21 protein-coding genes and 1 pseudogene are annotated in these 20564 nt (G+C 67.1%); 5 read left to right on the plus strand and 17 right to left on the minus strand.

Annotation, left to right across the window (positions count from 1 at the left end; genetic code table 11):
- Positions 1-161, plus strand: a pseudogene (locus PLC66_RS13370) (ISAs1 family transposase); the annotation flags it as partial.
- A gap of 513 nt (positions 162-674) precedes the next feature.
- Here the strand turns inward: PLC66_RS13370 and PLC66_RS13375 are convergent.
- From PLC66_RS13375 to PLC66_RS13395, 5 genes are all read right to left on the minus strand, one after another.
- The gene (locus PLC66_RS13375) at positions 675-968 is read right to left on the minus strand and encodes a copper-binding protein (protein ID WP_324541207.1); all 294 of its coding nucleotides are present in this window, start codon (positions 966-968) and stop codon (positions 675-677) included.
- 62 nt (positions 969-1030) lie between these two features.
- Positions 1031-1570, minus strand: coding sequence for a cupredoxin domain-containing protein (locus PLC66_RS13380; protein WP_324541209.1), 540 nt, complete (start codon positions 1568-1570; stop codon positions 1031-1033).
- A gap of 85 nt (positions 1571-1655) precedes the next feature.
- Positions 1656-3062, minus strand: a complete 1407-nt coding sequence (locus PLC66_RS13385) for a multicopper oxidase family protein (RefSeq protein ID WP_324541211.1) — start codon at positions 3060-3062, stop codon at positions 1656-1658.
- A 2-nt stretch (positions 3063-3064) separates the two neighbouring features.
- The gene (locus PLC66_RS13390; protein ID WP_324541213.1) at positions 3065-4375 is read right to left on the minus strand and encodes a TolC family protein; all 1311 of its coding nucleotides are present in this window, start codon (positions 4373-4375) and stop codon (positions 3065-3067) included.
- A gap of 183 nt (positions 4376-4558) precedes the next feature.
- Positions 4559-4891, minus strand: coding sequence for a hypothetical protein (locus PLC66_RS13395; protein ID WP_324541215.1), 333 nt, complete (start codon positions 4889-4891; stop codon positions 4559-4561).
- Positions 4892-5034: 143 nt separating this feature from the next.
- On the opposite strand from PLC66_RS13395, the gene PLC66_RS13400 reads away from it, so the two are divergent.
- On the plus strand, positions 5035-5229 hold the full coding sequence (locus PLC66_RS13400; RefSeq protein WP_324541217.1) for a phospholipase D-like domain-containing protein: 195 nt from the start codon (positions 5035-5037) through the stop codon (positions 5227-5229).
- A gap of 9 nt (positions 5230-5238) precedes the next feature.
- Here PLC66_RS13400 and PLC66_RS13405 read toward each other — a convergent pair whose 3' ends face one another.
- The 5 genes from PLC66_RS13405 to PLC66_RS13425 form a co-directional block, all read right to left on the minus strand.
- Positions 5239-5880: a methyltransferase family protein gene (locus tag PLC66_RS13405; protein ID WP_324541219.1), complete on the minus strand. Its 642-nt coding sequence runs from the start codon at positions 5878-5880 to the stop codon at positions 5239-5241.
- Positions 5877-6167, minus strand: a complete 291-nt coding sequence (locus PLC66_RS13410) for a DUF2933 domain-containing protein (protein ID WP_503012207.1) — start codon at positions 6165-6167, stop codon at positions 5877-5879. Before PLC66_RS13410 ends, PLC66_RS13405 begins: the two co-directional genes overlap by 4 nt.
- A gap of 35 nt (positions 6168-6202) precedes the next feature.
- Positions 6203-8476 (minus strand): heavy metal translocating P-type ATPase, encoded by a 2274-nt coding sequence (locus PLC66_RS13415; protein ID WP_324541221.1) that lies wholly within the window; start codon positions 8474-8476, stop codon positions 6203-6205.
- Positions 8477-8671: 195 nt separating this feature from the next.
- Positions 8672-9094 carry a c-type cytochrome gene (locus PLC66_RS13420; RefSeq protein WP_324541223.1) on the minus strand — a complete coding sequence of 141 codons (423 nt, stop codon included), beginning with the start codon at positions 9092-9094 and terminating at the stop codon, positions 8672-8674.
- A 45-nt stretch (positions 9095-9139) separates the two neighbouring features.
- On the minus strand, positions 9140-9604 hold the full coding sequence (locus tag PLC66_RS13425) for a hypothetical protein (protein WP_324541225.1): 465 nt from the start codon (positions 9602-9604) through the stop codon (positions 9140-9142).
- A gap of 200 nt (positions 9605-9804) precedes the next feature.
- On the opposite strand from PLC66_RS13425, the gene PLC66_RS13430 reads away from it, so the two are divergent.
- Entirely contained in the window at positions 9805-12339 is a 2535-nt protein-coding gene (locus PLC66_RS13430; RefSeq protein WP_324541227.1) for a heavy metal translocating P-type ATPase, read from the plus strand.
- 11 nt (positions 12340-12350) lie between these two features.
- The gene (gene cueR, locus PLC66_RS13435; RefSeq protein ID WP_503012208.1) at positions 12351-12752 is read left to right on the plus strand and encodes a Cu(I)-responsive transcriptional regulator; all 402 of its coding nucleotides are present in this window, start codon (positions 12351-12353) and stop codon (positions 12750-12752) included.
- A gap of 77 nt (positions 12753-12829) precedes the next feature.
- Here the strand turns inward: cueR and PLC66_RS13440 are convergent, their stop codons facing one another.
- From PLC66_RS13440 to PLC66_RS13450, 3 genes are read right to left on the minus strand one after another with little or no spacing between them, the layout of a single operon-like run.
- On the minus strand, positions 12830-14215 hold the full coding sequence (locus PLC66_RS13440; protein ID WP_324541229.1) for an alanine/glycine:cation symporter family protein: 1386 nt from the start codon (positions 14213-14215) through the stop codon (positions 12830-12832).
- 30 nt (positions 14216-14245) lie between these two features.
- The gene (locus PLC66_RS13445) at positions 14246-14623 is read right to left on the minus strand and encodes a Rid family detoxifying hydrolase (RefSeq protein ID WP_324541231.1); all 378 of its coding nucleotides are present in this window, start codon (positions 14621-14623) and stop codon (positions 14246-14248) included.
- A gap of 44 nt (positions 14624-14667) precedes the next feature.
- On the minus strand, positions 14668-15921 hold the full coding sequence (locus PLC66_RS13450) for a D-amino acid dehydrogenase (RefSeq protein ID WP_324541233.1): 1254 nt from the start codon (positions 15919-15921) through the stop codon (positions 14668-14670).
- Between the two features lie 258 nt (positions 15922-16179).
- On the opposite strand from PLC66_RS13450, the gene PLC66_RS13455 reads away from it, so the two are divergent.
- A complete protein-coding gene (locus PLC66_RS13455) occupies positions 16180-17709 on the plus strand; it encodes a sigma-54-dependent transcriptional regulator (RefSeq protein WP_324541235.1) in 1530 nt (509 codons plus the stop codon).
- Between the two features lie 135 nt (positions 17710-17844).
- Here the strand turns inward: PLC66_RS13455 and PLC66_RS13460 are convergent, their stop codons facing one another.
- The 4 genes from PLC66_RS13460 to nth form a co-directional block, all read right to left on the minus strand.
- On the minus strand, positions 17845-18972 hold the full coding sequence (locus PLC66_RS13460; protein ID WP_324541237.1) for an aminotransferase class V-fold PLP-dependent enzyme: 1128 nt from the start codon (positions 18970-18972) through the stop codon (positions 17845-17847).
- Positions 18973-19148: 176 nt separating this feature from the next.
- On the minus strand, positions 19149-19388 hold the full coding sequence (locus tag PLC66_RS13465; protein ID WP_324541239.1) for a hypothetical protein: 240 nt from the start codon (positions 19386-19388) through the stop codon (positions 19149-19151).
- A gap of 64 nt (positions 19389-19452) precedes the next feature.
- Positions 19453-19884 carry a DUF1841 family protein gene (locus PLC66_RS13470; protein ID WP_324541241.1) on the minus strand — a complete coding sequence of 144 codons (432 nt, stop codon included), beginning with the start codon at positions 19882-19884 and terminating at the stop codon, positions 19453-19455.
- Positions 19885-19918: 34 nt separating this feature from the next.
- Positions 19919-20551, minus strand: a complete 633-nt coding sequence (gene nth, locus PLC66_RS13475) for an endonuclease III (RefSeq protein ID WP_324541308.1) — start codon at positions 20549-20551, stop codon at positions 19919-19921.
- Positions 20552-20564: the final 13 nt, after the last annotated feature.

Below are 20564 nucleotides of genomic sequence, written 5' to 3' on the forward strand. Positions count from 1 at the left end.
ACAACGCACCGCAGAACCTCTCGCTGCTCAAGAAGATCGTGCTGAACCTGATTCGCGCGGACAAGACCGACACCGCCAAGACGAGCCTGCGGCTCAAGCGCAAGCGGGCGGCTTGGGATGACGATATCCGTATGAAAATGCTGGGGATTCATCCGTTATGACTTTCGAGTGCGATGGCCCTGGCGTGGGGATGAACCGTCCTCGTCGACGCGCTGCGCCACCTTTTGCAGGCGTTCCCCACGGGCGTGGGGATGAACCGAACTTTTCGCCACAGAGGATCTGCCCAATGACGCGTTCCCCACGGGTGTGGGGATGAACCGGACGGGCTCTACTTTGCGGAAGGCGGATCGCCGCGTTCCCCACGGGCGTGGGGATGAACCGCCCGATAGCGACCACGAACGCGGCTTTGGGAAGCGTTCCCCACGGGCGTGGGGATGAACCGTACTACGGCGAGGGCGGGCAGGACCAGCACATGCGTTCCCCACGGGCGTGGGGATCAACCGCATTTCGTGCTCGACAGCCTGCTCAAATGCGGCGCGTTCCCCACGGGCGTGGGGATGAACCGGGACAGATTCGTCGTGGGGCTTCTGTCGTACGGCGTTCCCCACGGGCGTGGGGATGAACCGTTCATGGCCCACCCAAGGGCCGTCAGTGTCGAATTGCGGAAACCTTCGTCACCTGTTCGCCTTGCCAAGCGATTGAACGACATACGCGCCATCGATCTGGTCGACGGTAACCACGACCTTATCGCCTGGCTCGACCCCATCCAGCAAGGCTTGCTCCCTGACCGTGAACACCATGGTCATGGGGGGCATGTCCAGGTTGGGGATGTGGCCATGCCTCAGGGTGAGCTTGCCCGCGTTGCGATCGACGCGACGCACTTCGGCGTCCACTGCGGGCAGGTGGCTATCCGCAAGGGCCGAAGCGGTGATCAGGCTTGTCGCCAGGATGGCTAGTAGATTCTTCATTGTCTTGTCTCGCTGGTTGGGAGCCGCTTGGAAGCTCAGTGGGGGCGGAGTGGGTGCCTGCGCTACTGCACGGATTGGGACCGTTCGTGCTCACGACTGGCCAGCCGTGGCGACTCGACCACCACCTTCGCGATCATGCCCGCCTGGTAGTGGCCCGGCAGCAGGCATGCAAACTCGAATTCCCCGGCGCGATTGAAGGTCCAGATGATCTCGGCGGTCTCGCCCGGCGGGACGTGGGCCATGTAGGGCTCGTCGTGCTCCATGTTCGGGAAGCGCACCATCATCTCGGCGTGCTCCGCCAGCGCCTCACTGTCGCCGATGACCAGTTCGTGCATCATCTGACCCGCATTGCGCACCACGATGCGCAGCGTCTCGCCTTCGCTGACCTTGACCGCGGCGGGGGTGAAGCGCATGTCGTCGGTCATCACCACCTCCAGGCTGCGGCTGACCTGTTCGGCATCGCCGGCGATGCCCCAGCCGGTCTGCTCCTTGACGACGGCCTGGCGCGGGCCGTGCTCTTTGCTGCCGTGTGCATGCAGGCCAAGGCTGGCCATGCCGAGCATCAGGCCGGCGACGATCGGGGTGAGCATTCGCTTTTTCATTCTGCTGAGACTCCTCTCTGGGTGGGGGGCGAACTCGACGGGGCCGCTCGTTGGCGGGCACTTTATTCAATCAGACCGTTACCGATCAATGCGGATGCTTGCCACTGCCCGGCTTGCGGACCTGCATCTCGAGCGCGGAGCGCCGCAGGCCGGGCACCTCGCCGGCATTGAGGCGTTCGGCGCTGAAACGGGCGGGCTCGGGCAGGCTGCCCTGCCACTCGAAAGCCTGGGTGCCAGGCGGCTGCGCATACCAGCCGGGGTCGGCGTAGTCGCCCGGCTTCTGGTTGCGGCGCACCTTGAAGGTGGTGAACATGCCGCCCATGCCGATCGGGCCGTGGGGGCCGAAGCCGGCCATCATCGCCAGGGTCTGCTCGGGCAGCATCATCGGCATTTCCTTCATGTCGGCCATGCCGCGCTCGCCCATCAGCATGTACTCGGGGTCGAGCTGCTGGATTCGCCCCACCAGCCCGCGGTGGTCGATGCCGATCATGGTCGGCACGTCATGGCCCATCGGATTCATGGTGTGATGGCTCTTGTGGCAATGGAAGGCCCAGTCGCCTTCCTCGTCGGCGATGAACTCGATCTGGCGCATCTGCCCCACCGCGATATCGGTGGTGACCTCCGGCCAGCGCGAAGCGGGCGGCGTGGGGCCGCCGTCGGTGCCGGTGACCTCGAACTCGTGGCCGTGGAGGTGGATCGGGTGGTTGGTCATGGTCAGGTTGCCGACGCGGATGCGCACCCGGTCGCCCAGGCGCACGTTCATCGAGTCGATGCCCGGAAACGCGCGGCTGTTGAAGGTCCACAGGTTGAAGTCGAGCATGGTGTTGATCTTCGGCACCAGGCTACCGGGGTCGATGTCGTAGGCGTTGAGCAGGAAGCAGAAATCGCGTTGCACCTCGTTGATGAGCGGGTTGCGGGTGCGCGGATGGGTCACCCAGAAGCCCATCATGCCCATCGCCATCTGGACCATTTCGTCGGCATGGGGGTGGTACATGAAGGTGCCGGGCCGGCGCGCGATGAACTCGTACACATAGGTCTTGCCGACCGGAATTGCGCGCTGGTTGAGCCCGACCACGCCATCCATGCCATTGGGCAGGCGCTGGCCGTGCCAGTGGATGGAGGTCGCCTCGGGCAAGCGGTTGGTCACGAACAGGCGTACGCGGTCGCCTTCCACCACCTCGATGGTGGGGCCGGGGCTCTGCCCGTTGTATCCCCACAGGCGGGCGACCATGCCGGGCGCGATCTCGCGCTCCACCGGTTCGGCGACCAGATGGAACTCCTTGACCCCGTTGTTCATGCGCCAGGGGGCGGTCCAGCCGTTGAGCGTGACCACCGGGTTGTACGGGCGGCCGGTTGGCGGCATCAGCGGCGGCGCAGTGTCGGGCGAGGTCTGGATGACCGGCTCGGGCAAGGCGGCGAGGGCGGCCTTGCTCACGCTGGCGGCGGCGACCGCCCCCACGGCGGCACGGCTGATGAATTGTCGTCTGTCCATGCTCAATGCCCTCCCGCTGCTTTCTTGCCCGCCGGCTGCGCGACCCCGTCGGCGCCCGGATAGTCTGCGCCCGCCAGCACCGCCTGCAGATTCACATGCGCCAGCCAGAAGTCGCGCAGCGCCTGCGCCGCGGTGGTTTCGGCAGCGAGCCGTTCGCGGGCGGCGTCGAGCAGATCCCAGGTGCTCTTGAGCATGCCGTTGTAGCGCAGCAGGGCTTCCTCCTGCTTTGCGACCTGCAGGCCCTGGCGGCTGAGCGCCTGGGTGGCGAGATCGTGGGCGATGCGGTAGTTGATGTAGGCCTCGCGTACCTGCGAGCGCACGCTCACGGCCAGGCTTTCGGCGTCGGCGACCCTGCCGAAGGCATGGGGCGCATCCTGCCCCACGGCGGCGCGCCGGAGGTCGATCACGGCCGCGGTGCCAGGCGGACGGCTCAATACGGCGCCATCATCAGCGCGTCCGCCCAGCAGGCGTTCCACGGCCTCTGCGCCGAGTGTCTGCCAGCGCGCCTGCGCGCCCCGTCCTTGCGACTGGAGGGCGCGCTCGGCGTCCTGCGTTGCCAAGCTCAGCATGGGATGACGCGACAAGGCCAGCGCTTCCAGCCCGGCGCCTTCGAGGGCGTCGGCCGGCAATGCGGGCAGGCTCGCCGGCAGCGTGAAGTGCAGCGCCTCTCCCCATAAGCCGGTCATCCGCGCCAGGGCTTCGCGCGCGCGGCTTGCTTCCTGGCGGGCAGCGATCAGGCCGACGCCCGCGTCCTTGAGCGAGAGCTGCTCGCTCAGCAGGCGATCCTGCGCCCAATTGCCGACACGGGTCATCCGGCTCGCCAGCTCCGCGCCGGTCTCTGCCGCGCCATAGGCCTTGCCGGCATTCGTCAGGGCCGTCTCGGCTGCGACCGCGCTCACCCAGGCGCGCAGCACATCGCGGGAGAACGCTGCGGCGGCAATGTCGGCGCGGGCGCGCTCGGCCGGGCTCATCGACGTGGTCGCCAACAGGTCGGGCCGTGCGGCAAGGGCCAGGCGGAGCGATTCGGAGGCGCCGATCAGGGCGCCCGCCGGGGTGGGCTCCGTCTGCCCGCTTGCGGGATTCTCGCTTTCCCAGCGCAGGACATCGATATGCCCACGGGTGAACTGCCCGACGGTCTCATTGGCCTGGCGCCAATCGATCTCGCCCAGTTGCGGCGTGGTGTCGAGCAAGGGAAGCGGCACGTAGCGTGGCGCGGGAACCGGCGCAGCCGGCTCATAGGGCGGGGCGGCGTGGACGGCCATGGGCAGCAAGCCGACCGCCAGCCAGCCCGCCAGGTGGCGTTTGCGGGTCAAGTCCTGACTCCTTCTCTCTCGTTGGATGCGTCCACGCTTGTATATGCGTGGTAGGCCAGGCACTTCGCGCGCACGCGAGAAGGCCTCGGGGCAAATGATGCTGCCAGCGTCCTTACCGGATGCTGAGCCGCGGATTACAAAGCTGTAATCCGCGATGGGGTGTGAGAAGCCGTCGTCCTGCGCTCAGCTACCGGCGTAGAGCTCCGCAAATCGGAGACGCTCTTCCTCGGTCATCTGCAGCGAGGGCCGTGGCGAGCTGTCTGCCGCCTTGCCGACCTGCGTCGGGGGCACCCAGCTGACCTCGCCACCCGCGTAACGCCAGCCGTCCGCGCCGACTGGATTGGCGCGGAATGCACGCAGTTCCTGGAGGACCTCGGCGCGGCTCTTGGTCGAGGGCATGGCGTGGAAGTCGTATCCAGGCTCCCCACCAATCCAGCGCATGCCACTGTCGGCACTCGCAAACGGAACGGCGAGGACGCCGAAGGAAATGGCGATGATGGTTTTCTTGATCGTCATGGTGTTGCTCCTTGTCGTTCTTTGGACGTGATGCGTTGTGTGCGTCACGGATTCCATGATAGGGAGGCACCCATGACAGCAGCCTGATGCGGGCATTACGTCGACGTCAGTAACATGACGATGCGGAGGAGGCGGGCGTTCAGGTGCGCCGTTTCTACTCGACGCGGGGTACGGGTAACCATCTGCAGCTCAACTTCCGAAATCATCGCAAGATCGTGATTGTCGATGGCCACACGGGTTGGCTGGGCGGGCTGAACGTCGGCGACGAGTATCTGGGGCGCGACAAGAGGATCGGCACCTGGCGCGACACGCACTTGCTCGGCCCGGATGAGGCGTGATCAGTGCGCTCAAGCTGGCCGCGCTGCGCGGCGTGGAATGAAGGCGGGCGTCGAGTCCATGTAGGTGCGGTATGCGTCACCGAACTCGGCCAGCGAGTCTTGCTCCTCGCGCCTGGCAAGCCGTGCATAGACCACCAGCAGGACCGGGAACATCACGACGGTGATCAGCGTCGGCCATTGCAGCAGAAAGCCGAACATGATCGCGATGAAACCGACGTACTGCGGGTGGCGGATCCGGGCATAGGGACCGGTATGCGCGACGCGGTGCTCGCGCTGGGCCTCGTACAGCACCGGCCACGACTTCGCGAGCAGCCAGAAGCCAGCGACGATGAAGGCGGTGCTGAGGAGGTGGAAGGGGCCGAAGTGCGGGTTCGCCGCCCATCCGAACAGCATCTCGAGCAGATGGCCTGCATCGTGCGACAGCCAGTCGACGCCCGGGAAGCGTGAGGACAGCCATCCCGAAAGCAGGTAGATCGTCAGCGGAAACCCGTACATCTCGGTGAATAGCGCAACGACAAACGCCGAGTAGGCCCCGAACGAGCGCCAGTCGCGCGTCGTGCGGGGCCGGGCAAAGCTGAACGCGAAGACGATGAAGATCAGCGAGTTCAACACAACGAGCGACCACAGGCCGTAATCGGAAGGGAGTGTCATGGGTGATCTGCCCCGTCACGATGGTCGTGGTGCTGTTCATGGGTGCGGCGGTCGTGCCCGTGCTTGCCATGACCACGATGCATGAAGAGGTGCATGACAAGGCAGGCGGCGAGCAGCAGCCAGGGAAGGATGACATTCAGGTGCAGGCGATGCTCAAACAGCAGCAGCCCGGCGATGAGCGCCAGAAAGGCGGGCATGGCCCACTTGAGTGGTTTCGGCAGGGGTTGCGACGCCGCGTTCGGGTCCGCCGACCTGAGCTTGCGCGGGGCTTCGTTGTGGCAGGGCATGGTGGCCTCCTTCGCTTTCCAGTCGTTACAGGCTGTCAGATGCTGATGCGGGCACGCCGCAGCAACAGCGAGTTGCCGATCACCGACAGCGAACTGGCGGTCATCGCGACGACGCCGATCATCGGGTGCAGTAGTCCGAGCGCGGCGATCGGGATCGCCGCGACGTTGTAGAACCAGGCCCAGAACAGGTTCTGCACAATCTTTGAGAAGGTCGCTTTGGACAGCCGGATGGCCTCGACGACCTTGGTCAGTTCGCCCTTGACCAGCGTCACGTCGGCGGCTTCGATGGCGACATCTGCCCCGGCACCGATCGCGATGCCCACGTTGGCCTGCTTGAGCGCCGGCGCGTCGTTGATGCCATCGCCGACCATCGCGACATGATCGCCGTACTGTTGCTGAAGCCGCCGGATCGCCTCGACCTTGCCCTCCGGCAATACGCCGGCCATGACCTCATCCACGCCGACCTGGGCGGCGACATGGCGCGCGGTGCGTTCGTTGTCGCCGGTGACCATCACCACATGGATGCCGTGCGCATGGAGCGCGGCGATTGCGGATCTCGAGTCGGCCTTGACGGTATCGGCCACGGCGACGATGCCCGCGGCGCGATCGTCGATTGCGACCAGCATGGCGGTCTTGCCCTCGTTCTCGAGGCGCGTGAGCGCCGCATCGAGTGCGCCGTAGGCGATGCCGGCCTCATCCAGCATGCGGCGGCTGCCGACGCGCACCAGGCGCCCGTCGACCTCGCCTTGCACGCCGCGTGCCGTGACGGCCCTGAACGACCGGACTGCGGGAACGGCGATGCCACGCGCTCGCGCGCTGGCGACGATGGCCTGCCCGAGGGGATGCTCCGAGCCCGCCTCGATCGCCGCGGCAGCATGCAACAGGACGGTTTCGTCGATGCCCGCGGTCGGGACGACGTCGGTCAGGTCGGGCTTGCCTTCGGTGATGGTGCCGGTCTTGTCGAGCACGACGACCTTGATGTCCTTCAGCGTCTGGATCGCCTCGCCGGAGCGGATCAGCACGCCGCGTTCGGCGCCGATGCCGGAGCCGACCATCAGCGCCGTCGGCGTGGCCAGGCCCAGCGCACAGGGGCAGGCGATCACCAGCACGGCCACTGCTGACAGGGTGCCGACGATGAGCGGGGTGCGGCTCGCGTCCACCCACGGCAGGAAGCCCGCGCCCCAGTCGAGCACCGGTTGCAGGTTCGCGCCGATCGCCAGCCACATCGCGAAGCTCGCCAGGCTTACAAGGATCACTGCCGGCACGAAGCGGCCGGTGACGCGGTCGGCGAACTCCTGGATCGGCACCTTCGAGCCCTGTGCCTGTTCGACCAGACGGATCACCTGCGACAGGAAGGTGTCAGCGCCAACCCGGGTCGCACGGACCCTGAGCAAGCCCTCCTTGTTGATGGTCGCGCCGATTACCGCCTCGCCCGGCCCCTTCTCGACCGGTACCGACTCGCCGGTCGCGATCGATTCGTCGAGGTGGCTGGTGCCTTCGACGATTTCTCCATCGGTCGGCACCTTCGCGCCGGGGCGCACGACCATCACGTCGCCGACCGCGAGTTCGGCGACCGGCACTTCCACCTCGCGGCCGTCGCGCAGTACCGACGCGGTCTTGGCGCCGAGCGTGACGAGCTTTCTGATCGCCTGCGAGGCGCGCCCCTTGGCGCGCGTCTCCAGGTAACGGCCCAGCAGGTGGAAGGTCATGATGGTCGCAGCCATCTCGATGAAGGAGGTCATCGGGTAGATGAAGCCGATCAGCCCGATCAGATAGGGCGGGATGCTGCCCAGCGAGATCAGGACGTCCATGTTGGCGGTGCGATTCTTCAGCGAGCGCCAGGCCGAACGATGCGTCGCCCACCCGCCGTGGGTGAACACCACCGGAAACGCAAGGACTGCGACGATGAGCAGATAGCCCGGAATCGGCTGCCAGAACATGTGCGGCACCATCAGCAGCATGATCAGGGATGCGGGCACAGCAGCGATCCACAGCCGCCGCGTCGCCAGTGCGAGGTAGCGTTCTTCGGCGTCGCTCGCCTGCTGTCCGCGCGAGGGGCTTTCGGGATCGACGCCAGCGACGCCATCGACCTCATAGCCGGCGCGCTCGATCGCGGCACGAATCGCATCCGGCTGCGTGCGCATCGAGTCGAAGCGCACCGTTACGCGATGGTTGGCGATATTGGTCTCGACGGCTTCGATGCCGTCCACCCTGCCGATGGACGTCGATACCAGGCCTGCGCAGTGATTGCTGCCCATGCCCGGCACGGTGAAGAGCGCCGTTTTCGTCGCGGTGGTGGGGGCGTTCATGGCCTTGTGCCTCCTGTCGATCATGGTTGCAGCATGACCGACTGCGGCTGTCCGCCCGATGGCAGCCCGATTACGGTTTCGTCAGGATGGTCGCTGTGCGGCGATATGCGGATCCGCTGGGCGGAGAGGTTGACACCCGAGCCCAGCCGTCAAGGGGCGTGGGCGCCCTCAACAGCCCGTCAAAAACGGGATCGCTCAGCGAATTCCGACCCGGCGCTGGTGCATGCGGATGTAGGCGGTGATGTGGGCAACGTCATCGGGCGTCAGGCCTTCGACCGGCGGCATGTCGCCGAACTGCCAGTGATGGGCGCGAACGCCCTGCGCCACCGCCATCTGAAAGGCGGCATCGCTGTGATGCGACGGTTCGTAGATCTTGTGCAGCAGCGGGGGGGCGGAGTCGGTGCCATTGAGGCCACCGCCGTGGCAGGACGCGCAGTGCGCCTCGTACAGCGGCTTGCCTACATTTGGGTTGGGCATCAAGCCGGGGCTGGGCTGCGGCGGCGGTTGCCAGCTCTGTGCGGCGATGCCCGTCGTGGTCAGACACAGCAACATGGCGACACCCCAGCGGGCCGCGCTCGATGCGGTCCCCCGGGGCTTCAACTCGAGATTGCGCTTCATCCCTTCTCACTCATGGTGTCCATGCGCTTGGCGGGCCGGGGACGGTCATTGGGGGCGCTTCTCGATCGCGTCCATGCGCTTTTCCATCGCCTCCATGCGCTGGTGCATGGCTTCCGGGCCGCGACCCTGACCACCCATCATGCCGGGCATGCCGCCGCCCATCATGCCGCCTTTCATCATGCCCGGTCCCATGGGCCGGTCGCCGGACATCATCGGACAATCCGCGGGCATCGCCTGCATCATGCCCTCCATGTCGGCCATCTGCTCCTCCATCAAGCGCATGCGCTCGGCTGGATCACGCATCTGCCGCATTTGCTCCATGCGTTCCCGCATCGCCGTGATTCGTGCCGCCGGTGGCGCTGCGGGCGCGGCTTCGGTGGCCGCGACGTCAACCGGGTGATGGGCCGCGTGATCATCAGACTGCTGCGCAAACGATGGGCCAAAGAGCAGACTGCCGCCAATCAGGGTCGCGAACAGCAGCGAGATGCGAGTGTGAGTCATCGTGCTCATGGCAAACCTCCTTGGGTCAGCGGATTCGTCGTATCGACTGGCCTCCACTCTAGGTTGCCCACACCGACACCCCGCTGACGGGGGGATTACATCTTCGTAATCTCACCCAGCGTGATGGCCGCTAACGGGATCTGCTTGACCTTCCCATGTTGGCAAGGTTTAAAGTTGGCTCGTCGATACCCACCGGAGCAGGTCGCATCATGAACATCCCTATAACCCTACCCCCTGAGGGCGCGGTGCGCAGCCTCAACATCGCCGGCATGACCTGCGCCTCGTGCGTGGCGCATGTCGAGCGGGCCTTGCTGAAGGTCGAGGGCGTGCAGGCGGCGAGTGTCAACCTGGCGACCGAGACCGCGAGCGTGACCGCAGCGGCCTCGGTGCCGCTGTCGGCGCTGATCGAGGCGGTGGCCAAGGCGGGCTACGAGGTGCGGCGCGAGGCGCTCGAGCTCGACATCGAGGGCATGAGCTGCGCGGCCTGCGTGGGCCGGGTCGAGAAGGTGCTGCAGCGCGTGCCCGGGGTGGTGACGGCAAACGTGAACCTGGCGGCGCGCAAGGCGCATGTGGAGCTCACCGGCAGCGTCCCGACGGCGGCGCTGGTCGCCGCGGTGCAAAAAGCCGGCTTTGGCGCGCGCCCGGCCAGCGAGCTGAGCGAAGGCGCGCGCGAGGCCGACGCCGCAGCCGAGGAGGCGGCGTTGCAGCGCGCGGTGTGGATCGCGGTGGCGCTCACCCTGCCGGTGTTCGTGCTCGAGATGGGTGCGCACCTGATCCCGGGCATGCACGACTGGGTGATGGCCACGATCGGCCATCGCGAGAGCTGGCTGCTGCAGTTCGTACTGACCAGCGCGGTGATGTTCGGGCCGGGACTGCGCTTTTTCCGCAAGGGCGTGCCGGCGCTGCTGCGCGGCGCGCCGGACATGAATGCGCTGGTGGCGGTGGGCACCGCGGCGGCGTGGGCGTATTCGGTGGTGGCAGTGTTCGCGCCTGGGCTTCTGCCAGAAGGCACGGTCAATGTCTATTTCGAGGCCGCGGCGGTGATCATCACCCTGATCCTGATCGGGCGCCTGCTCGAGGCGCGCGCGCGCGGCCGCACCAGTGATGCCATCCGCAGCCTGATGCGGATCCAGCCGCGTAGCGCGCGCGTGCGCCGCGGCGGCGAGGTGGTCGAGCTGCCGATCGCCGAGCTGGCGGTGGGCGACGTGGTGGAGGTGCGTCCGGGCGAGAAGGTGGCGGTCGATGGCGAGGTGCTGGAGGGCGCGTCCTTCGTCGATGAGTCGATGATCACCGGCGAGCCGGTGCCGGTGGAGAAGGGCGTGGGTGCGACGGTGGTCGGCGGCACCTTGAACACCCGCGGTGCCTTCGCCTTCCGCGCCACCCGGGTGGGGGCGGACACGGTGCTGGCGCAGATCATCCGCATGGTGGAGGCGGCGCAGGGCGCCAAGCTGCCGATCCAGGCGCTGGTCGACAAGGTGACGATGGTGTTCGTGCCGGTGGTGATGGCGGTGGCGGCGCTGACCTTCCTCGCCTGGCTGGTCTTCGGCGGCGGCGCGCTGCCGGCCGACATGCCGGTGCTCAGCTTCGCCCTGGTGTGCGCGGTGGCGGTGCTGATCGTCGCCTGCCCATGCGCGATGGGGCTGGCGACGCCGACCTCGATCATGGTCGCCACCGGGCGCGCGGCGCAGATGGGCGTGCTATTCCGCAAGGGTGATGCGCTGCAGCTGCTGCGCGAGGCCGAGGTGGTGGCGGTGGACAAGACCGGCACGCTCACCGTGGGCAAGCCGCAGCTCACCGACCTGGTGGTGGCCGCGGGCTTCGAGCGCGACCAGGTGCTGGCGCGGGTGGCGGCGGTGGAGCGGGGCTCCGAGCATCCGATCGCCGAGGCCATCGTCGCCGCCGCGCGCGCCGACGGGCTGGCGGTCGCCAGCGCCGCAGGCTTCGAGGCCGAGGCCGGCTATGGCGTGCGCGCGCAGGTGGATGGACAGCGCGTCGAGGTCGGTGCCGACCGCCTGATGCGCCGCCTGGGGCTCGATGTCGACGTCTTCGCCGACACCGCGGCGCGCCTCGCCGACGAGGGCAAGTCGCCGCTGTATGCGGCGATCGACGGCCGCCTGGCGGCGATCCTGGCGGTGGCCGACCCGCTCAAGCCGACCTCGGTGGCGGCCGTCAAGGCGCTCCACGGCATGGGGCTGAAGGTGGCGATGATCACCGGCGACAACGCCCGCACTGCGCGCGCGATCGCGCGCCAGGCCGGGATCGACGAGGTGATCGCCGAGGTGCTGCCCGACGGCAAGGTGGCCGCGCTGAAGCGGCTGGCAGGGGGCGAGGACGGCAAGGTGGGCGAGGGTGAAGGGCGCCGTCGCGTCGCCTTCGTCGGCGACGGCATCAACGATGCGCCGGCGCTCGCCGAGGCCGACGTGGGCATCGCGATCGGCACCGGCACCGATGTCGCGATCGAGAGCGCCGACGTGGTGCTGATGTCGGGCGACCTGATGGGCGTGCCGCGCGCGATCGCGCTGTCGCGCGCGACCATGCGCAACATCGGCCAGAACCTGTTCTGGGCCTTCGCCTACAACACGGCGCTGATCCCGCTCGCCGCGGGGGTCTTCTATCCGGCTTTCGGCCTGCTGCTGTCGCCGGTGTTTGCCGCGGCGGCGATGTCGATGTCGAGCGTGTTCGTGCTCGGCAACGCGCTGCGCCTGCGCCGCTTCGGCGCCAACCCGGTGCCGGTGGCGGGCTGAGGGGGCGCACCATGATGAACATCGGCAAGGCCGCCACCGCCTCGGGCGTGTCGGCGAAGATGATCCGCTACTACGAGTCGATCGGCCTGCTGCCGGCGGCGCGGCGCACGGATTCGGGCTACCGCTTCTATTCAGACGAGGACGTGCACATGCTGCGCTTCATCCGTCGCGCGCGCGACCTCGGCTTTACGGTGGCCGACATCGGCGAGCTGCTCGCGCTGTGGCGCGACCAGGGTCGGGCCAGTGCGGAGGTGAAGCGGATTGCGCTCGAGCACGTCGCCGCACTCGAGCGCAAGATCGCCGAACTGCAGGGCATGGCGGGGACGCTGCGCATGCTGGCCGAGCATTGCCATGGCGATGCGCGCCCGGATTGCCCGATCCTCGAGGACCTCGACGCCGGCGGCGGGCGCTAGCAGGCCGTTGCTCACTGGCCACGGCCTGGCCTGCGGCAGAAGGATTCACCCTCGGTACCCGGGGGCGCAGCGCCTGCTCATGATCGCTTCGCGCTCGGGGTCAGCGCGCTGCGATCGCGCTCGTGCTTGGCCCAGTACTCCTGGGTCAGACGGACCACGACGGGCGAGAGCAGCAGCAGCGAGACCAGGTTGGGCAGGGCCATGAAGGCGTTCAGCGTATCGGCGACCAGCCACACGAAGTCGAGCTGGGTCACCGCGCCGACCAGCACGAAGAGCGTCCACACCACGCGGTAGGGAACTTCCACCGCGGTGCCGACCAGGTATGCCCAGCACTTTTCGCCGTAATAGGCCCAGCCGAGGATGGTGGTGAAGGCGAAGGTGGTGATGGCGATGGCCAGGAACTGCCCGCCGAAGCCGGGGAAGGCGGCGTCGAAGCCGGCGGCCGTCAGGGCTGCGCCCTTGAGGCCGCCATTCCAGACACCGGTGACGATGAGCACAAGGGCGGTCATCGTGCACACGATGATGGTGTCGATGAAGGTGCCCATCATGCCCACCAGTCCGGACTCGACCGGGTTCTTGGTCTGGCCGGCGGCCTGGGCGATGCCGGCGGTGCCGAGGCCGGCTTCGTTGGAGAAGATGCCGCGGGCAACGCCGTAGCGGATCGCCATCATCAACGCGGCGCCAGCAAAGCCGCCGGTGGCTGCGACCGGATTGAAGGCACTGTCGATGATCAGGGCGAAGGCGGCGGGAATCTGGTCGGCATAGATGCCGAGCACGATCAGCGAGGCGACGACATAGCCGACACACATGAAGGGAACGAGCTTCTCGGCCACTGCGCCGATGCGCTTGACGCCGCCGAGCAGCACGAAGCCGGTGAAGACGGCCATGACGATGCCGGAAACCCAGGGGTCGATGCCGAACGCACCATCGAGCGCGCCGGCAATGCTGTTCGACTGGACCATGTTGCCGATGCCGAAGCCGGCCAGACCGCCGAAGATGGCAAAGGCGGCGCCGAGCCAGCGCCAGTGCCTGCCGAGGCCGTTCTTGATCGCGTACATCGGGCCGCCGACCTGCTCGCCGCGGTCATCGGTCTCGCGGTAGTGCACCGCAAGCAGCACCTCGGCGTACTTGGTGGCCATGCCGACCAGGGCCGTCATCCACATCCAGAACACGGCGCCCGGGCCGCCGATGGCGATGGCCGTGGCCACACCGGCGATGTTGCCGGTGCCGACCGTTGCCGCCAGGGCCGTCATCAGCGCGGCATACGGGGTGATCTCGCCCGGCGCACCGGGCACCGCCTTGCGGCCCCGCCAGACCATCGCGAAGCCGGCGCAGATCTTGGTCAGCGGCATGCATTTCAGGCGCAGTTGCAGGAACAGGCCGGTGCCGAGAATGGCGACCAGCATCGGCGGTCCCCAGACGATGTCGTTGATCGCCGTGATGAATTGAGTCAGTGTCTCCAAGATCCTCTCCTTGTATGGTTCTGGTTGTTTTTAGGCAGCAATACGGGCGACGACTTCGATCTCGACCAGGACGTCGCGCGGCAGGCGCGCCACCTGCACGGTCGAGCGCGCCGGCTTGTGGCTGCCGAATCGCCGCTCGTACACGGCATTCAGGCGAGCGAAGTCGTTGAGGTCCTGGACGAAGACGGTGGTCTTGACCACCTGCGCCAGCGACGCGCCAGCCGCCGCAAGGACGGCGACCAGGTTGTCGAACACCTGTTCGGTCTGAGCTTCGATTTCGGTGCCGGTCAGTTCACCGGCTGCGGTGAGCGGAATCTGCCCGGATGTGAACAGCCAGCCGTCAGCCACGATGGCCTGGGCATAGGGGCCGATTGCGGCGGGCGCCTCGTTTGTCGAGATGACGTGCATGAAAGAACCTCCTTGCTTGTAGTTGGATACTGCGGTTGTCGAGATCAGGCGTAGCGGGCGACACCAAGGTCGTCCAGGCTGATCTCGGGGGTCCTGCCGGAAACCAGGTCGGCGACGACACGCCCGGTTCCGGTGGCCATCGTCCAGCCGAGCGTGCCGTGGCCGGTGCTCAGCGTCAGGTTGCCGTAGCGGGTCTTGCCGATAATCGGCGTGCCGTCCGGCGTCATCGGGCGCAGGCCGGTCCAGAACTCGGCGCGGGAAACATCACCGCCCTGCGGGAAGAGATCGCTGACGACGAACTCCAGGGTCTTGCGCCGCCCGGCGTCGAGGCGCAGATCGAAGCCGGAAAGCTGGGCCGTGCCGCCGACGCGGATGCGGTCGCCGAGACGGGTCACCGCGACCTTGTGCGTCTCGTCCATGATCGTGGACTCCGGCGCCATGGCCGCGTTGGTGATCGGTACCGTGATCGAGAAGCCCTTGACTGGATAGACCGGGATATCGATGCCGAGCGGCTTCAGCAACTGCGTCGAATAACTGCCCAGCGCCAGCACGTAGTGATCGGCGCTCAGGGTGCCGGCATCGGTGCGGACGCCGGTGATGCGCTGGGCATCGCGGTCGATGCCGGCGATGGTGGTGCCGAAGCGGAAGCTGACACCCAGTGCCTCGGCCATCTTCGCCAGGTTCTGGGTGAACTTGTAGCAATCGCCGGTCTCGTCACCGGGCAGGCGCAAGGCGCCGATGAACTTGTCCTTGACGAGGGACAGCGCCGGCTCGTATTCGAGGTAACCGGCGCGATCGAGCACCTGGAAGGGAACGCCGAAGCTCTTGAGAATGGCGACATCCTTGCCGATGCCGTCAAGCTGCTTCTGGGTACGGAACAACTGCAGCGTGCCCTGGCTGCGCTCGTCGTAGGTGATGCCGGTCTCGGCGCGCAGTTGCTTGAGGCAGTCGCGGCTGTATTCGGCCACCCGTACCATGCGGCTCTTGTTGATCTTGTAGGCGGACTCGGTGCAGTTGCGCAGCGTGGCCAGCCCCCAGCGCCACATCGCCGGATCGAGCATGGGCTTGATGACCAGCGGGCTGTGGTGCATCAGCATCCACTTGATTGCCTTGAGCGGCACGCCGGGACCGGCCCACGGCGCTGAATAGCCGGGCGAGACCTCGCCGGCATTGGCAAAGCTGGTTTCCATGGCTGGCCCCGGCTGGCGGTCGACCACGGTGACCTGGTGACCGGCCCTGGCCAGGTAGTAGGCGATGGTGGTGCCGATGACTCCACTGCCGAGAACGAGGACGTGCATGGGAATGCTCCTTCACGAAAAGGGGTTCTGCTGCCCTGGATGAAGACCGTTAAGCGATTTCCGTGCCAGCGATGGAAATGCAATGAAAACAGTGGGTTAGACGAACTCTCGGCACCAAGGCAAGATCGTCTGTAACGATTTCACTACAAAGCATGCTGAAAAATGTTTGAAAGCCTCTGCTTTCCCTTACGTTTCATTTGCTTGCAAGAATCGTATTGGTTTTGATACGGTGTAACGATTACTTTACGGATGGCAGGCATGCGCATCGATGTCTTCTTTGCCGACCGCGTCGGCATCGCCCAGGAAGTCCTCGCCGAGCTGGCGCGGCGCAGCCTCAACGTGACTGCCGTCGAAGTCGATCCGCCGCATATCTTCATCGAGGCGCCGGCGCTCGAGCAGGCGGGGCTGGACGCCTTGCGTGCCCAGTTGATGGAGGTCAGCGGCGTGCGCAGCGTCGAGCCGGTCGGCATGCTGCCGGGCGCGCAGCGCCGCCTTTATCTCGACGCCCTGCTTGCCTCGCAACCCGATCCGATCTTCGCGGTCGATGAAGCGGGCTGCGTCGTGCTCGCCAACAATGCCGCGATCACGGCCAGCGGCCTCGAAGAAGCCGGCCTGATCGGCAGTCCGATGCAGGATCTGATCGGCAATCCGACACTGCTCAGCGAACTGGTGGATGGCGGCTACCATCTGCCGGTGTGCGAGATCGTCATCAATCGCGAGCCCTACATGCTGGAAACAATGCCGCTGCACGAGGTGGGCGGTCGCGTCGCCGGCGCAGTGATGACCCTGCACGCCCCCAGCCGGATGGGCGAACGGATGAGCGCCCTGCAGAACTACGACGCGGGTGGTTTCGAAGCGATCCTCGGCACTTCAGCGGAGATCGTGCAGCTCAAGCAGCGCGCGGCACGCATGGCGATCGTAGACGCGCCGCTGCTGATCACCGGCGAAACCGGCACCGGCAAGGAACTCCTCGCCCACGCCTGCCACGCCGGCAGCAGCCGCAGCAGTCAGCCCTTCTTCGCCCTCAACTGCGCCGCGCTGCCGGAAAGTCTGGCTGAAAGCGAACTCTTCGGCTACGCCGCCGGGGCCTTTACCGGCGCCCTGCGCGGCGGCAAACCCGGCCTGCTCGAACTGGCCGATGGCGGCACCGTCTTTCTCGACGAGATCGGCGAAATGTCGCCGTATCTGCAGGCCAAGCTACTGCGTTTTCTGAACGACGGCAGTTTCCGCCGCGTCGGTGGCGACCGCGAGCTACGGATGAACGTGCGCATCATCAGCGCGACCCACCGCGCCCTGGAGGACATGGTGAGCAGCGGTCATTTCCGCCAGGACCTGCTGTTTCGCCTGAATGTGCTCAATCTGCATGTGCCGCCGCTGCGTGAGCGACCCGGCGACATCCTGCCGCTTGCCCAGTTCTTCCTCTCGCGCGCGTGTGCCCAGGCCTCGCGGGCGCCGATGCGGCTGTCCCAGTCAGCCTGCGCGGCCATGCTGGCCAATCCCTGGATCGGCAATATCCGCCAATTGCAGAACGTGATCTTCCGCGCCGTGACGATGACCGAAGGCAACGTCATCAATGTCGGCGACCTCGAACTGGCCCAGGAGGCCACGCCGGCCCCGGCTGGTGAAAGCGGCGACGTTGCGAGCCTCGAGCAGGCCGTCGCCGACTTTGAAAAGACGCTGCTGCAGCGCCTGTACCGGGAATTTCCCTCGAGCCGCCGGCTGGCGAAGCGGCTCAACACCTCGCACTCGGCCATCGCCAACCGCCTGCGACGCTACGGCATTTCCTGATCCCGGAGTCCGGCTGCGCGGCGAAGGAAAATCGGCGCCCCTGCGCCGCCAGCCCGGGGGCTGGTGGCGCAGGGGCGCCGACCTGGCGCCTGATAGGGGGCTGGCGTAGTGCGCGCGCCTGCAGGCCCTGGCCGCTCAGGCGAGCTGGTCGAGGGCCTTTTCCAGGGTGGCGACGCTGCGCTCGACGTTGTGCAGCTTGTCGAGGCCGAAGAGGCCGATGCGGAAGCTCTTGTAGTCGGGGCGCTCGTCGCACGCCAGCGGCACGCCGGCGGCCACCTGCAGGCCGGCCGCGGCGAACTTGGCGCCGGTCTTGATGCCGTCGTCGGTGGTGTAGCTGACGACCACGCCCGGGGCCTGGAAGCCCGGCGCCGCCACGCTCGGGAAACCACGCGCCTCGAGCAGGGCGCGCACGCGGCGGCCGAGCTCGAGCTGCTCTTCCTTGACCTTGTCGAAGCCATAGGCCGCGGTCTCGCGCATCACGTCGCGCAGCCTGACCAGGCCGTCGGTGGGCATGGTGGCGTGGTAGGCGTGGGCGCCGCCTTCGTAGGTCTCCATGATCTGCAGCCACTTCTTGAGGTCGCAGGCGAAACTGGTGCTGGTCGTGCCCTCGATGCGCTCGCGCGCGGCGGCGCTCATCATCACCATCGCGCAGCAGGGGGAGGCCGTCCAGCCCTTCTGCGGTGCACTCACCAGCACGTCGACGCCGGTGGCCGACATGTCCACCCAGATCGTGCCCGAGGCGATGCAGTCGAGCACGAACAGGCCGCCGACCTCGTGAGTGGCGTCGGCCACCGCGCGCAGGTAGTCGTCAGGCAGGATCATGCCGGCCGAGGTCTCGACGTGCGGCGCGAACACCACGTCCGGACGCTGGTTGCGGATCGCCGCCACGACCTCTTCGATCGGCGCCGGTGTGAAGGGCGCCTGGGCGTCGTCGGCGAGCTGGCGGGCCTTGAGGACGATCGATTCGCTGGGGATGTGCCCCATCTCGAAGATCTGGGTCCAGCGGTAGCTGAACCAGCCGTTGCGGATCACCAGGGTCTTCCTGCCGGTGGCGAACTGGCGCGCAACCGCCTCCATGCCGAAGGTGCCGCTGCCGGGGACGATGGCGACGGACTGGGCGTGATAGACCTTCTTCAGCGTCGTCGACAGCTCGCGCATGACGCCCTGGAAGGCCTGCGACATGTGGTTGAGCGAGCGGTCGGTATAGACCACGGAGTATTCGAGCAGGCCATCGGGATCGACATTGGGCAACAGACCGGACATGGACGCCTCCAGGGATTCGGGAATTGGGCGAGCCTCGCCTCGGCGCTGCCGTAAGGGCATGCGGGGCTCGCAGTAGAAGCCCGGATTGTATCGACTTGGCCGAAGGCCCGCTTTCGCACCGCAGCATCGGCGCGCAGGACCTGAAGGGCCCGGTCAGGGGCGCTTGCCGTCGAGCTTCAATCGGTGGGCGAGGCGACGTCCAGCGCGTCGAGCGTCATCTCGTCGGGGTCGAAGCCCGGCGGCGGGGTGCGCGGCTGCAGGTTGAGCGCCTGCGCGACGAAGACGGTCTGCGAGCGCAAGACGTCTGCGTTGAGCGCGTTCTGATGGGCCACGAAAAGCAGGGCCGTCATGAAGAAGACGTGGTTGGCGATCTGCAGCAGATCGGTACGCTCGGCGGTCGGCTTGCGTGTGCTCATGGTCGGCATCCTGTGCTTGCGGAGGGCTGTCTGTAGGTTTCGGACGCGCAGGCGGCGCGATGGTTCATCCGAGGCCGGCCTTGCGCCGCAGGCTGTGCACATAAGCTGCACCGTCGGGCGGCGTGCCCTTGCGCTGGGCCTCGAACAGCATCTCGCCGAGCGACTCGAGTGCGTCGTGCAGGGCATCGTGTCGTTCGCCACGGCGCAGACAGGCGGCGTCGAAGGCGGCGCGGATGCCGGGCGGCTGGTCGATCGAGAGCTGCTCCTCGATCGCCAGGTGCAGCGACAGGTGCAGGAAGGGGTTGATCTGGCCGGCTTCGGGTGGAAAGTCGCGGTCGATCGCGTCCGGGTCCTCGACGATCGCGTGGTATTCCGGATGCATCGCAATGATGTCGGCGGCGATCGTCTCCATCGGCGTCAGCACTTCCTTGGCGCGGGCCTTGCGCCAGGTGTCGATGAAGAAGCTGCGTACCTGGTCGCGGCTGGGGTTGTACATGGCGGTTCTCGGCTAGGTGGGTTGGTCGCGCGCTTCAGTCGGTCTTGTCGCGGAACAGGCACAGGTCGCGCACGCTGCATCGGCCGCAGCGGGGGCTGCGCGCGGTGCATACGTAGCGGCCGTGCAGGATCAGCCAGTGGTGGGCGTCGAGCAGGTAGTCCTTGGGCACGCGGCGCATCAGGGCCTTCTCGACTTCGACCACGTCCTTGCCGGGGGCGAGGCCGCTGCGGTTGGCGAGGCGGAAGATGTGGGTATCCACCGCCATCACCGGCTGGCGGAACACGGTGTTGAGCACCACGTTGGCGGTCTTGCGGCCGACGCCGGGCAGGGCCTCGAGGGCTTCGCGCGCGGCCGGCACCTCGCCGCCGTGGCGCTCGAGCAGCAGGCGCGACAACGCGAGCGTGTTCTTCGCCTTGTTGCGGAACAGGCCGATGGTCTTGATGCAGTCGGCGATGCCTTCCTCGCCGAGCGAGACCATGGCTTCGGGGGTGGGCGCGAGGGCGAACAGCCTGCGCGTGGCGATGTTGACGCTGCGGTCGGTCGCCTGCGCCGACAGCACGACGGCAACCAGCAACTGGTAGGGCGAGGCGTATTCGAGCTCGGTCTGCGGGTTCGGGTTGGCCTCGTGCAGGCGACGGAAGAACTCGCGAATCGCCTCGCGCTTCATCAGGGCCATGCGC

Source organism: Thauera sp., from assembly GCF_035444905.1.
Taxonomy (GTDB): Bacteria; Pseudomonadota; Gammaproteobacteria; order Burkholderiales; family Rhodocyclaceae; genus Thauera.